This is a genomic window from Cohnella thailandensis (genome assembly GCF_014212135.1).
GTDB classification, from domain to species: Bacteria; Bacillota; Bacilli; order Paenibacillales; family Paenibacillaceae; genus Cohnella; species Cohnella thailandensis.
The window spans coordinates 233647-247091 of the sequence record NZ_JACJVQ010000002.1 but is presented as its reverse complement, the minus strand read 5'-3'; the positions used below and the strand labels follow the sequence as shown (position 1 = coordinate 247091).

Here is a 13445-nt window from a genome sequence, read left to right as displayed (position 1 = left end):
ATAATGGGACAAAAGGGAGGAAACGAAAGCATGTTCAAACGGAAAAAGGGGATAACGTCATTCGCCGCCTTGGCAGCTTTAGCCGTAATGGTAAGCGCTTGCGGCGGGAACAACGGGAACAACGTGAGCAATGCGAACGAGAGCGCTTCTCCATCCAACGCGGGAACGGCCTCGCCCAGCGGATCCGCCGCCGCGGAGACGAGCGGACCGCCGACGGAGATCAGCATCCTATCGATTTTCTACCAGAAGGAACCGCCGACGGGAGACAACGAAATCTTAAAGGAAGTTGAGAAACGGACGAATACGAAGCTCGACTTCACGTGGGTCACGCCCAATAATTTCGGCGAGAAGATCAACGTCACGCTCGCTTCCGGCGCCATGCCGGATCTGACGCTCGTTCTCGATACCGGCAACGCGGCGTTCCGCGCCATGGCTCAGCAGGGAGCCTTCTGGGATCTGACGGAGCTCATCAAGGAGTATCCGAACCTGATGAAGTTCCCCGAAGGGGCTTTTACAAACAATCTCGTCGACGGTAAACTTTACGGAGTGCCTCGCGTGCGGCCGACGGAAGGCAACGTGCATCCGCTGATTCGCACGGACTGGCTGGAGAAGCTGAATCTGCAGGCTCCGCGAACGACCGATGAGCTGTATGCCGTTATGAAAGCGTTTAAAGAGAACGCGCCGGACGGTCAGGCGAACACGATCGGAATGTCGGGATTCGTCGGCCAGGAGAACATGGGGCAGTTTGCTTTCATCGAAGATACGTTCAACGGCACGGCCGGCAAGTACAAGGTCGTGGACGGCAAGCTGATCGATACCACCTTCGAGCCTACCGAGCGCCAGGCGCTGGAATGGTTCCGGAACGCGTACCGGGACGGGTTGCTTCCGAAGGACTTCGCGCTGCTCAAGTACGATCAGACGAAGGATCTGGTTTATTCGGGCAAGGCGGGCATCTACGCGGATAAGCCGGCCGAGATCGTCAACGCGATCCGGGAATTGAAGAATGCAGGACAGACGGACGTCGATGTCGAATGGCTTCCATATCTGGAGGGGCCAAGCGGCAAATACGCGGCCAAGGGCAGCGGACACTTCGGCATGTTCGTCATTCCGAAGCGCGTTCCGGAGGAGAAAGTGAAGAAGCTGCTCGAGTTTCTCGACTACGGCGCGACCGACGAAGGGAACGAATTGGCGTTCTACGGCCGGTCGGGCATCGATTTCAATCTCGTGGACGGAATCTATGAATTGACGGACAAGGCCCAGAACGATCCGAGCTTCGGCTTTATGCAGAACATCTTCATGAAGTACGACAAATACTCGACCCTCGGCAAGGACTTGCCGCCGGAGAAGCTCGAGAAAGAGCGGAAGCTCATCGACGAAGCGGCGGAGGTGAGCGTCGCGAATCCGATCAATGGCTTAACGTCGGAGACGGCCGCCACGATGGGCAGCGACTACAACAAGAAGATCCAGGATATGAAGACGAAGGTGATCATGGGAGACCGGACCTTGGAGGATTGGGATAAGCTCGTCGCCCAGCTCAAGGCCGACAAGACGTATCTCAAGATCGCGGAGGAGTATAACGCGGCCTATCAAGCACGTCTGGGCGCGAAGTAAACGAACAAGACAAGAGCACCTTGTCCGGCTGCATGCCGCGGCGAGGGCGCTCTTTCTTGCCGTGAAGGGATGAGGAGGCGGCGCTTTGCCCGGAAGGTATCTGAGATGGCAGGACCGGAAGAGAGAGAAAAACGGCAAAGGCCGGTATTTCCGCAGAAGCCTGGCTCTTTTGCTATTGATAGCGAGCGTCCCATCCCTGTTTATCGCGATAAGCAACTATTGGATCGGGGTCCGGCAAATCGAGAGGCAGGCGATCCGCTCCCATCAGCTTCGGACGGAGCAAGTGTCGGAGATGCTCGCCAAGCAGTTCGACCAGATCGGCACGGTGATGAGCCGCTGGTCGACGAATCCCTTGTTCGGCGTCTACCTGGACCGATTCTCGTTCCTGGACAATATCAATCAGTCCAACGAACTGATGCAATCGCTGCTGGTCGTCGGAGGCTCGAATTTGTTTATCCAAGACGCCCGGCTCTACCTGAGTCGGCAGCAATCGCTGGTCTCCACGGACGGTATCGTTCCCTTGTCGGGCGATCGTCTGAGCTCTTACAACCGGTTATTGGAACGGAGCGAAGGGCTCTTCCTGGCGTACGATCTGCCTCTGAACGACAAGGGAGCAAGCGCCCCGGTCTCGATGATCTTCAAGCTGCCTTGGTATTCGGCCAAGCCGTTCGGGGCCTTCGTCCTTAATTTAAGCAGCCAGGAGATCGAAAGCGCGGTCCGGTACCTGCAGAACGGAGATCGCGGGGCGGCGTTCCTCATGCAGAACGGCGGCGAGTGGATTACGAAGCCGGGGACGGGCGAAGCGGAATTGTCCGAATCTCTGAGACGGGTCGTACTGGAGAAGAAAGAGGCGAAGCAGGGATACTTTCGTTTCGATTGGCAAAAGGAAACCTATCAAGTCTCCTATAGCCGCGTTACTTCAGCCGAATGGATCTACGTGACGGCCAGCCCGTTGTCCGAATTGACCGCTCCCGTGCTGCTAACCTCCCGGTGGCTGGCGGCTGCCGGTCTGGTGGGGATAATCGCCAGCCTGATTCTCAGCTGGTTCGCCACCGAGCGGCTGTATCGTCCGATCGGCCGTCTCGTTCGGCTCTTCGGCGGCGGGAATCCGGGCGGCCAGGAAGAGCTGGAGCAGAAGCAGGAGCCTCTGCACGAGATCGAGTATTTGGAACGTCAGTGGACTAGGCTTGGCTTGGAGAGCCGGACGCTGAGAGATAAGCTGGCGAAGGCGGAGCCTTCGCTCAGGCAAGGCTTCTTGCTGCAGCTGGTGCAAGGTCATCTTTACGCGCTCGGCGAGGGAGAACTTCGGGAGCGGATGGAGCATCTGGGCTGGGCCGTGCAGGACAGCCGGTTCTCTCTGCTGCTCATCCAGCTGTCCGGCTTGTCGACCGAGCAGGCCAGGTTTCAGGAGAGCGACCGCCAACTGGTCTCCTTCGCGGCGGCCAACATCGCCGGCGAACTGGCGGAGCGGCACCGTCTGCGGGCGGATCCGGTCAACTTTCACAACCTGTCGGTGGGATTGCTGCACTCGGTGAGCCGTTCCGTCCGTCCGGAACAGGCCAAACAAGAACTGCTGGCGTTCTCCCAAGCCTTGATCGAGACGCTGGCGAACGTTCTTCGCATGCATGTGACGATCATCGTCGGCAGTTCGACGGACCGAATCGGCACCATCCCGGAACTCCTCGAACGTGCCCGCAAGGCCGTCAGCTACCGGGACTTGCAGGAGGTCCATCAAGTCATCGATCTGGACGAATTCGAGAGCGCGGCTTCGTCGTCGGCGGTCCGTTATCCGTCCGAGGAGGAGAGCGAGCTGCTGCACGTCATGAGGCTCGGATTGCCGGAGGAATCGGAGGAGCGGCTTAGGCAGTTCCTGGATTCGGCGGAGCGGATCAGCGACAAGGACGCGGCGTTCCGGCACACGTGCCTGCAGCTGGTGGGCAGCGTGAGAAGGATGCTGATCGAGATCGGCTTCACCCAGCATCCCTTGTTTACGGACGGCCACCTATTCGAAGAAATGCTAGGGTTGCCGGATGCCCGGAAAATTCGCGGTTGGCTGCGGGAGCGGATCGTGAAGCCCTATCTCGACGAGTTCGGCAAAGCGCAGAACATCGGCGCGCGCAGGCTGGTCGAGCAGGCGACGGAATGGATCGGAGAGCGGTATATGGAGGATCTGCCGCTTGAAGCTTGCGCGGAACGGCTGCACACGAGTCCTTATACGCTAAGCCGTTCGTTTAAGCAAGCGATAGGCGTCACCTACGTGGAATACATCCTTCAATTGCGAATGGCCAAGGCGAAGGAGCTGCTCTTGACGACGACGCTACGGATCAACGAAGTGGCCGAAAGCGTCGGCTACCAGCACTCGTACTTCAATAAGCTGTTCAAAGCCGAGACCGGAATGACGCCGACGCAGTATCGGGAGAGCCGGAATCAGGGGAAAGCAAACGAATCCTAGCTTGCTTCCCCGAATCGGTTCGGCGCCTTTCAATAGCTGGCTCAGGCTGCGCTTCAAGCCAAGAAGGCGTGGTTCGGCATGGCTTTTCCGATCGACAAGGCGCTTAAATAAACAGGGAAGTGCTGCCGCTAGGTTTCACCCTTATCGGCGCTTCACCTTTAACAATCGCAAGCTGTTAAGCGTCACGATCAAAGTAGCCCCCATATCGGCCAAAATCGCAAGCCATAAGGTCAGCCATCCGGGAACGATCAGAACGAAAGCCAGCAGCTTGATGCCTAAGGAGAAAATCACGTTTTGTTTGATGACCGAAAGCGTCTTTTGGCTTAGTCGGATCGTGTAAGGCAGCTTGCGCAAGTCGTCCGCCATTAACGCGATATCGGCTGTCTCCAGCGCAGTGTCCGTTCCCGCGCCGCCCATTGCGATTCCGACGGTGGAGGCAGCCAAGGCGGGGGCGTCATTCACTCCGTCACCGACCATGGCGACGCTTGAATAGCTTTCTCTGAGCTTCTTGACGGATTCGAGTTTGTCCTGCGGCAGCAATTCCGCCTTGATCTCGGTTACGCCAAGCTGCTTGCCGATCGCTTCGGCCGCCGCTTGATTGTCTCCGGTAAGCATGATCGTCTTGTTGACTCCGAGGGCACGAAGTTCGTCAATGACGGCTTTGCTTGAATCGCGAACGGAATCTGCCACTGCGATTAGCGCCAGCATTTCTTTTTGCGTCCCTAATCCCATAACGGTTTTCCCTTGCATTTGCTGCGTGACGATTTGCTCGCGTACCGATTCGGCGACCTCGAATTCCAGTTCGTCGAACAGCCTAGGACTGCCTATATAAAATAGTCGGTCTCCTATCGTAGCTTTAATGCCTTTGCCTGTGATCGACTGGACGTCGTCCACCGGAAGAGATAGAGAAGCGCCTGTTTGTTCAGCCTTGCGTACGATCGCCGACGCTAACGGATGTTGGGATCCTTTCTCGATTCCTGCGGCAATGGCCAGCATTTCCGCTTCGTTACGTCCGTCCAAGGCAACGATCTCCGTCACTTCGGGAAACCCTTTGGTTAAGGTCCCCGTTTTATCGAACGCGACAGCCTTGATGCGCCCCGCCTCTTCAAGATGAATCCCGCCTTTGATTAGGACGCCGTTCTTGGCTGCGTTGCCGATCGCCGTAACGATAGAAACGGGAGTGGAGATGACCAACGCGCAAGGACAGCCTACCACAAGCAACGACAGGCCTTGGTAAATCCAATCTCCCCAGTCTGCTCCGAATAGAGGCGGAACGACGGCGACCCCGACAGCCAGCACCATAATCGCGGGCGTGTAATACTTAGCGAAGCGGTCAATAAATGCCTGAGAGGGCGCTTGTTCGGCCTGCGCTTCCTCCACAAGGTGAATGATTTTGGAGAGGGTCGTATCTTCAACGCGTTTGGTCACTTCGACCTCAAGCAGGCCTTCCCCATTCAAAGTACCGGCGAACACCTCGTCATCCCTGGTTTTCGCGACAGGAACGGATTCGCCCGTTATAGCCGCCTGATTGATCGTCGAGATTCCGTTCAATACGACGCCATCCATGGCCAGCTTCTGACCTGGCTTTACGATCATGACGTCGCCGACTTGAATATCGTCTACGTTCACCGTCTGCTCAACCGAACCGCGCTTGATCAGAGCTTCTTGCGGCGCTATGTCCATAAGCGAACGAATCGATTGTCTGGCATTGTGCATAGAGTAGCGTTCGAGCGCTTCGCTAATCGCGAATAGGACGACGACAACGGCGCCTTCGCTCCATTCTCCGATCGCGGCCACGCCTATTATGGCTACGGTCATCAGCGTGCTCATGTCGAACCGGAGCTTGGCAAGATTCTTTATCCCTTTAATAAACAGCTCATATCCGCCGATAAGGATGGCTGCGCCGAAAGCCAAAGCCGAAACGACCGCATCTTCCCCGTAGCCGTAAGCCAGGAAATAACCGGCGGCCATTAACAGAACCGAGAGAAGGACGTTCCGATTTTCTTTCCACAAAGGTTCTTTCTTCTCTATGATTTTCTGTTTATCGGGGGCGAGCTTCAAATTTTCGAAAGCGCCCGCCTTTTCCAGCTCCGCCATCGTTGCATGTCCGATGACGGTAATCTTGGCCGCGCCGAAGTTAACCTGGGCGTCCGTAACGCCGGGAAGGCTTTTTACATTCCTTTCGAACATACCCGCGCAATTGGCGCACGTAAAACCTTGGACGCGATAAACTTGTTTCTCGTTGGTTCCTTCATGGGGCTGCAAGTGCATTCAGCTCCTTGCCGGGCATTGAAGCCAGATGAATGAAATGCCGAACATGCTCATCCTGCAAGGAGTAAAAAGCCAATTTGCCTTCCTTGCGGAATTTGGCCAAACCAAGCTGCTTGAGCGACCTCAGATGATGCGATGCAGTAGCCAAGGAGGAACCGATAATATTCGCCACATCGCACACGCAGAGCTCCTCTTCTTCGCACAGAGCGAATGCGATCTTCATCCGCGTCTCATCCGCGAGCGCCTTAAACATCCTGGTCATTCCTTGAATATCTTGCCGCTGAAGCGCAACCTGCACCTTCCGCACTTTAGGTTCGTCGTAACAGTAAATTTCGCAGCTGTCCTTCACGGCGCACCTCCTCAATCAAATGAATGTTTGATTATAGTCAGCATAACGTTTTTGAAATGATCAGTCAAACATATGTTTGAATATATAAACCTTTAATTGGATTGCTTATCAATAGAGTAGTCCATTTTCAGTTGTGTTTTTGTTGCAAATGCAACATAATTGCGGTATAGTTGCTCAAAAAGGAGTGGACGGCTAAGAGATGACTACAACCATTAGAAAATGCACTCTAGAGGATTTAAGCGTTCTGCAAGACGTTAGCATCGAAACTTACAGGGAGACCTTCGAACCTCATAACTCAGCCGAGAATATGAAGGCCTATTTAGACAAGGCTTTTCATATAGGACAATTGCAAAAAGAACTATCCAACCCTAATTCGGAGTTTTATTTTATTGAAATGGATTCGGAAGTCGCCGGTTATTTAAAGATAAACGCCGACGAGGCTCAATCGGAACCGATGGGCAGGGATTCGCTTGAAGTCGAGAGGATCTATATCCGTAATAAGTTTCAAAAGAAGGGGCTTGGCCAACATCTAATCGATAAAGCGATCGGAATCGCAAGAGACCGGGGCAAAAAGAAAGTCTGGCTGGGCGTTTGGGAGAACAACGGGAACGCGATTGCTTTTTATAGGAAAAACGGGTTTGAGCAGACGGGGGTTCACTCCTTCTATATGGGCGATGATGAGCAACTGGATTTTATCCTGACGAAAACGCTGGTGTTTGAATGAGAGAGATCCTTCGTGAAATCGGCATGATCGCCCGGGCGTTGGATTCGATAAGCAATGTGGAGTTCAAGGAGATCGACCTTACCAAAGGGCAGTATTTATATCTGGTGCGAATCCGCGAGAATCCGGGAATCATCCAGGAGAAGCTTGCGGAGATGATTAAAGTGGATCGGACAACCGCGGCGCGAGCGATCCAGAAGCTTGAAGCGCAAGGCTTTATCGAGAAGAAGGACGACGAAACGAACAAAAAAATCAAAAAGCTGTTTACCACGGAGAAAGGCGACCATGCCTACTCGTTTCTAAAGAGAGAAGCGGATCACTCCGATAAGGTCGCATTAGCGGGATTCACCCAAGAAGAAACGGAAGCGCTGCTCCGCTATCTTCAACGGGTCAGACAAAATGTCGAGGTCGACTGGGAATTCGTGAAGAAGGGGAATAAGAGAGAATACTGACAGTCGAGGCAATATCCCTCTATTTACCGGGCAGTTGGATGCCGCTCCAACCGCTTACCTCGCATTGGCCGTATTCATTATCGCCGACAGCGACCACCGTGCCATCCGATTTAAGGCCGAGAGTATGAGCGCAGCCCGCCGCAACCGCCACGATATCTCGCCAGCCGCTTACCCTGCATTGGCCATGCTCGTTCCTACCCGCAGCGACCGCCGTACCGTCCGATTTAAGGCCGATGGTATGATAGCTCCCCGCCGCTATCGCCACCATTCCGCGCCAGTCGCGTATCTCGCATTGACCATGCTTATTCAAACCTACGGCGGCCACCGAGCCGTCCGATTTAAGCCCGACGGTATGAAGGTAGCCTGCCGCAACCGCTACCATGTCTCGCCAGCCGCTTACCTCGCATTGGCCATACCGATTATTGCCCGCGCCCGTCGCCGTGCCGTTCGATTTAATCCCGACGGTATGCCAGTCCCCCGCCGCAATCGCCACGATATCGCGCCAACCGCGGACATTGCATTGCCCCTCATTATTTCGACCTACAGCCACTACCGAGCCGTCCGATTTAAGCCCGACGGTACGACGCCAGCCCGTCGCAACCGCCACGATATCGCGCCAGCCGCGCACCTCGCATTGACCATGCAAATTCCAACCGACAGCCGCCACCGTGCCGTCCGATTTAAGCCCGACGGTACGACGCCAGCCCGTCGCAACCGCCACGATATCGCGCCAGCCGCGCACCTCGCATTGACCATGCAAATTCCAACCGACAGCCGCCACCGTGCCGTCCGATTTAAGTCCCACGGTATGGGAACCGCCCGTGTTCGTCGCCATATGAACATTCCCGGCCGCGACCGCCACCATGCCGCTCCAGCCGCTTACCTTGCATTGGCCGTTTTTATTATCGCCTACGGCCGTCACCGTGCCATCGGATTTAAGGCCGACGGAGTGACGGCGACCCGCCGCTAGGGTCACTTTCGGTGCTTTGTCATTCATGGCTTACCTCTGAGAGATTTAATTTCAAAGCGGGACGCACGCCGTAACCGTTTATGCTGTTATTCCCGTAGCTGCGAATAGTGCAACCGATCCCTACAAAAAACGCGCGCGTAGGCTTGTTTCCTTGCGTTCTCAGCCACCACCAGGAACAGCCGACATTTTCGCCGTCTACGAGGATATAGCTGTCTTTGTTCGTTTTATCATATACATATAAGCTGCATCCGTCGGGCTTTATCGTCTTGGCAAAATCGGTTCCGACGGCGCGCCTCAAGTCCTTGCCGTGGATCTCGGATAGCTCTTTAATTTCGGCAGCGCTCAGCAGGAAGACTTTGTCCTCCGTATCCGGGCAGTCCTCTCCATTGTCCGTGCAGAGAGTTGTCTTAATGAGCGGCTTTTCGGCGGCATGGAATGCGGCGTTATAGAATTCATCATTCAGCCACTTGCGCAAATCGCAGTCTCGCCACGTCATCTCCATGCAATCACGCCACATTAGATCCGCGCTCTTGCCATGATACCTCTTGCAATCCAAAAGATACTCGCTCAAAACTAACAGCTCGCTGCCCGAGTTTCGAAGAACGCGCCATTTAATCTCCAGTTCTTTACCGTCCGCAGTCTGCGGATACGTGCCGAACGTAATGAAATCGCCGGGCTTCAGGTTCCGGTAGAGCAAAGCGGAATGTGCCTTATCCATTAAGTTTCCTCCTTGATCTTGTCGTTCTGCCTACGATCTTACAACATTCATGCAAGATTTCGTTTGATAGACCTGGGATCCTTGTGCGGAAGGCCATTGTCTCATAAAATATTGTTGCCGTACTTTAGAGTTTGACTTTAAGGAAGGTGTCGCAGCTGAACAATTCCTTTACGCCGAAACAGGTGGCCGAGAAACTCCAATTGAGTACAACCACTTTGCGAAGATATGAAGATCTCGATTTGATCCCCGACGTGCCTCGGACGGCTAGCAACAGAAGATACTACTCGGCGGTTCATGTTCAAGCCTTCATCGCTTTACGCGCCTTGGTGCATGGATTCGATATACCGGTCGCCTACGAGGTCATGAACTTGTTAAAGAAAGGCCGTGTCGAACAAGCGCTTTGGATGATCAACAGCCGACAGTACGACATTCAGGTCGAGAAGCAACGAGTCGAGGAGGTCATGCGCCTTATTCATCAAACCGATTTCTCCATGTATCGGAACATTAAAGTCACGGATGAATTGCGAATCGGGGAGGTAGCCGTTATCGCCGGCGTAAACCCGTCCGCTATTCGACATTGGGAAAAGGAAGGGCTAATTCGCGCTAAACGGAATCCGGAAAACGGATATAGAGTCTTTACGTCGAGGGATTTAAAAAAGATTATCGTGCTGAGCAGCTTAAGGAAAACCGTCTTTTTCATCGAAAGCATGAAACAGCTGCTTGAAGCTTTAGAGACGCATGATCTGACTACGATTGAGCGCTCCTTCACAGTGGCTCTTCAGAAGCTGAACGAGCGATTGGAAAAGCAAATGAACGGCATAGCGGAAATGATGAGGTATAAACAACTTTGCATAGAAAAACAGGCCGTTCCCCCTGCATAAGGCAGAACGGCCTGTTTTGGCATCAATCTCGAACTCCGGCGGCGAACGAACGAATGTAGTTAAATGCCATGTCGAGCGCCGCCCGCAGCGGTTCGGTATCCCGCCTTACCTGCGTGAGCAGCAGCCCGCCCTGCAGCGAGGCGAGGAGTCCGAGCGCGAGCCGGTCGGGATCCGCCTCCGCGGCAAGCTCGCCGCGTTCCTGCATCGATCGCAGGCCGGTTCGGATGCTCCTCTCCCACCGCGCGAAGCCCTCGGCCAGCTCGACGCGGGCCTCCGGCTCCTGCTCCGACAGCTCGCTAGCAAGCGAGCCGATCGGACATCCGCCTTTGCATTGCCGCATGCGCTGCAGCTCGATTATGGCGTCGCACCAGGCTCGCAGCGCTTCGAAGCTGTCGAGTTCTTCGAGCAGCTGCTGCTGCGCCTGAAGGACCGCTTCGGTCTGGTACGCAATGACGGCGAGCACGAGCTCCCGCTTCTCCTTGAAGTAATGGTACAGTTGCGACGCGCTGACCTTCGCCGCCTTCTGCACATCCTCGACGCTCGTCCCCGCGACGCCCCGATCGAACATGAGCTCCGCCGCCGCGGCGACGATGCGCGCTCTTGTTTCTTTACCTTTGGACGTCAGCCGCGACCGTTTTTCCGTTTCTGCATGTGAATTTTCCATAGCCTCATCATATCAAAAATGGAGTTGACAATCCAGAATTTGCGAATTATGATTACTTCACGGATAAAAATGGAGTAAACAATCCAAAATCGGAACGGAGAATGGCGATGAGTTTAAATCAGGAATTGACGCAGATGAAGCAGGCATTCGAGGCGAATTCGCCGCTCGAAGCGCAGACCGCCCTATACCGGCATATCCGGGAGCAGCAGGAGTCGGCCGATCCGTTCGGCTTGCAGGTCGGACAGAAGGCCAGGGATTTTACTCTTACGGATGCGCTCGGAAGGGAAATTAATCTGTACGACGAATTGGCTCACGGGCCGGTCGTCTTAACCTTCTACCGCGGAGGCTGGTGCCCGTATTGCAGCCGCCAACTCAAGGCTTATCAGCAAGTACTGCCGGAGATCGAAGCGCTCGGCGCCCAATTGATCGCGATCAGCCCGCAGAGTCCCGACGAGACTCTGTCGCATACGGAGAAAGACGAGCTGCGCTTCAAGGTTCTCAGCGACCGGCACGGTCTGGTTGCGGCGAGCTACCGGATCCTATATGACGTGCCGGAGTACATTCAGGACGTCCTTCAACAAGGCTTCGGCCTCGACCTGGCCGAATATAACGCGACGAACCGCTGGATTTTGCCCGTGCCCTCGACTTTCATGATCGACGAAAGCGGCATCGTCCGTTCGGCATACGTCAATCCGGACTTCATGCAGCGGTTCGAGCCCGAAGAGATTTTGAACGAGCTTAGAAAGCTGTGAAGTCTAATTAAGCCCGCCTTTCACTCCGCGATCAGCGAAGCTTGGGAGGCGGGTTTATCTTGTGATACGTACGAATACGATAATGCCGGTCGACTGGTTCAAGTAATCGATCCGATCAACGTTAGCGTTAAGTATAACTACGACTTAGTCGGTAACAAGCTGGACATGACGGATGGGAAAGGCAAAGTAACGCTTTATCGTTATGGAGCGTTCGGATTGCTGCTCGAAACTGTCAATGCGGCGAACCAATCCACTTCTTATCGGTATGACCAGGCTCTTAATTTGTTCGAGATGACCGATGGAAACGGTTATCACACTCGCTATGCTTATGACAGCCGTAACCTTCTTCTGGAGAAAAAAGTTGTCGAGACTGGAGACCTCGTCGGTTACACGTATGACGAGAATGGTAATCGCTCTTCCATGACCGATGAGAGCGGGAAAACTGAATACACCTACGACAAGAACGATCGCTTGACCCGCATTATCAAGAATGGCGCTGAACAGCTTGCCTACACCTATGATGCCATCGGCAACGTCGAGACGGTTACGGACAAGACTGGTTTTATTACGCGATACACTTATGATAAGTCGAGTCGGATGGAGACGGTAACCGTAGCCGGCAAGACCACGACTTATGCTTATGACAAGAACGGCAATCGGGAGTCGATTAGCTACGCAGGCGGAGTCAAGGAGACGTATTCGTACGATCGGAACAACCAACTGCTTAAGCTACGGAACGTCAAGCCAGGCGGTACGCTCCTCTCGGAGTTTTCTTATACCTATGATGGAGCAGGTAGACAGACTTCCAAGACGGACAGTTATGGGAAGACAAGCTACTTCTACGATGATGCCGGCAGGATTCGGAAGGTTGAGGCTCCGGGCAAATCAACCGTTTATACGTACGATAAGAACGGCAACCGGGAATCTCTTCATGAGACGTACACCTCTGAACAAGTGAGCGGATTCATAGATCCGAGCAACAATAAAGAGGTTAAGTACATGATCAAGAAGAGCGAGTATTTCTACTCCAATGCGGGAGAGTTGATGAAGCTCGTCGAGAAGCTGGAGAACGCCGACGGAATCGAAGTGCTGGAGAAGACGACAGCCTATCTCTACGATGACAATGGCAACGAGGTTCGTCAGCAGATCAGTTATCTCCGTTCTCATACTCGGGATATGAGGCAAGTTACCGGCGCCGATCCTTACGGAGAGGAGATGTCAGGCGACTTAAATACGTTGCTGGAGAAAGTGAGCAACACGTTCGACGGCTTTAACCGGCTGAAGAAAACGGAGAGAGTCAAAGCAGGGGATCGTAACACGGTCGAGTACACGTACGACGGCGACGACCTGCGTACGAAGAAGGTTGCCCGCAGCTCCAATGACAGTTATGCAACTCATGTGACCAACTATGTCTATGATCGTCAGTATGTGGTCCTGGAGACCGACGCATCCGATAAGATGGCCGTACGTTACGTACATGGCCTCAACTACATTGCGCGAATCGATGCTTCGCAGAAGCTGTCTTACTATCTGTTCAACGGCCATGGCGATGTCGTGCAAACCGTCAGCGAAGCGGGAGTCGTGGAGAACCAGTACGACTAGGA

Annotated in this window: 12 protein-coding genes; 7 read left to right on the top strand and 5 right to left on the bottom strand. The window is 54.3% G+C overall.

Annotation, left to right across the window (positions count from 1 at the left end; genetic code table 11):
- The first annotated feature begins 30 nt into the window (after positions 1–30).
- Together H7B67_RS01740 and H7B67_RS01735 are read left to right on the top strand one after the other, a co-directional pair.
- A complete protein-coding gene (locus H7B67_RS01740) occupies positions 31–1611 on the top strand; it encodes an extracellular solute-binding protein (protein ID WP_185118074.1) in 1581 nt (526 codons plus the stop codon).
- Between the two features lie 85 nt (positions 1612–1696).
- Positions 1697–4063, top strand: a complete 2367-nt coding sequence (locus H7B67_RS01735) for an AraC family transcriptional regulator (RefSeq protein ID WP_185118073.1) — start codon at positions 1697–1699, stop codon at positions 4061–4063.
- A 141-nt stretch (positions 4064–4204) separates the two neighbouring features.
- On the opposite strand, the gene H7B67_RS01730 is transcribed toward H7B67_RS01735, so the two are convergent.
- The gene (locus H7B67_RS01730; RefSeq protein ID WP_281067864.1) at positions 4205–6328 is read right to left on the bottom strand and encodes a heavy metal translocating P-type ATPase; all 2124 of its coding nucleotides are present in this window, start codon (positions 6326–6328) and stop codon (positions 4205–4207) included.
- A complete protein-coding gene (locus H7B67_RS01725) occupies positions 6315–6683 on the bottom strand; it encodes a metalloregulator ArsR/SmtB family transcription factor (protein WP_185118071.1) in 369 nt (122 codons plus the stop codon). The genes H7B67_RS01730 and H7B67_RS01725 overlap by 14 nt, the downstream gene beginning before the upstream one ends.
- 199 nt (positions 6684–6882) lie before the next feature.
- On the opposite strand from H7B67_RS01725, the gene paiA reads away from it, so the two are divergent.
- On the top strand, positions 6883–7407 hold the full coding sequence (gene paiA / locus H7B67_RS01720) for a spermidine/spermine N(1)-acetyltransferase (RefSeq protein WP_185118070.1): 525 nt from the start codon (positions 6883–6885) through the stop codon (positions 7405–7407).
- A complete protein-coding gene (locus tag H7B67_RS01715; RefSeq protein ID WP_185118069.1) occupies positions 7404–7856 on the top strand; it encodes a MarR family winged helix-turn-helix transcriptional regulator in 453 nt (150 codons plus the stop codon). Before paiA ends, H7B67_RS01715 begins: the two co-directional genes overlap by 4 nt.
- 19 nt (positions 7857–7875) lie before the next feature.
- Here the strand turns inward: H7B67_RS01715 and H7B67_RS01710 are convergent, their stop codons facing one another.
- Together H7B67_RS01710 and H7B67_RS01705 are read right to left on the bottom strand one after the other, a co-directional pair.
- Entirely contained in the window at positions 7876–8853 is a 978-nt protein-coding gene (locus H7B67_RS01710) for an RCC1 domain-containing protein (RefSeq protein ID WP_185118068.1), read from the bottom strand.
- Positions 8846–9544: a DUF6273 domain-containing protein gene (locus H7B67_RS01705; RefSeq protein ID WP_185118067.1), complete on the bottom strand. Its 699-nt coding sequence runs from the start codon at positions 9542–9544 to the stop codon at positions 8846–8848. The genes H7B67_RS01710 and H7B67_RS01705 overlap by 8 nt, the downstream gene beginning before the upstream one ends.
- Before the next feature lie 155 nt (positions 9545–9699).
- Between H7B67_RS01705 and H7B67_RS01700 the strand changes: the two genes are divergently transcribed.
- Positions 9700–10425 (top strand): MerR family DNA-binding transcriptional regulator, encoded by a 726-nt coding sequence (locus H7B67_RS01700; protein ID WP_185118181.1) that lies wholly within the window; start codon positions 9700–9702, stop codon positions 10423–10425.
- A 22-nt stretch (positions 10426–10447) separates the two neighbouring features.
- On the opposite strand, the gene H7B67_RS01695 is transcribed toward H7B67_RS01700, so the two are convergent.
- On the bottom strand, positions 10448–11089 hold the full coding sequence (locus tag H7B67_RS01695) for a TetR/AcrR family transcriptional regulator (RefSeq protein ID WP_185118066.1): 642 nt from the start codon (positions 11087–11089) through the stop codon (positions 10448–10450).
- A gap of 107 nt (positions 11090–11196) precedes the next feature.
- On the opposite strand from H7B67_RS01695, the gene H7B67_RS01690 reads away from it, so the two are divergent.
- Positions 11197–11841 (top strand): peroxiredoxin-like family protein, encoded by a 645-nt coding sequence (locus H7B67_RS01690; RefSeq protein ID WP_185118065.1) that lies wholly within the window; start codon positions 11197–11199, stop codon positions 11839–11841.
- A 216-nt stretch (positions 11842–12057) separates the two neighbouring features.
- Positions 12058–13443, top strand: coding sequence for an RHS repeat protein (locus H7B67_RS01680; protein ID WP_185118064.1), 1386 nt, complete (start codon positions 12058–12060; stop codon positions 13441–13443).
- Positions 13444–13445 lie beyond the last annotated feature (2 nt).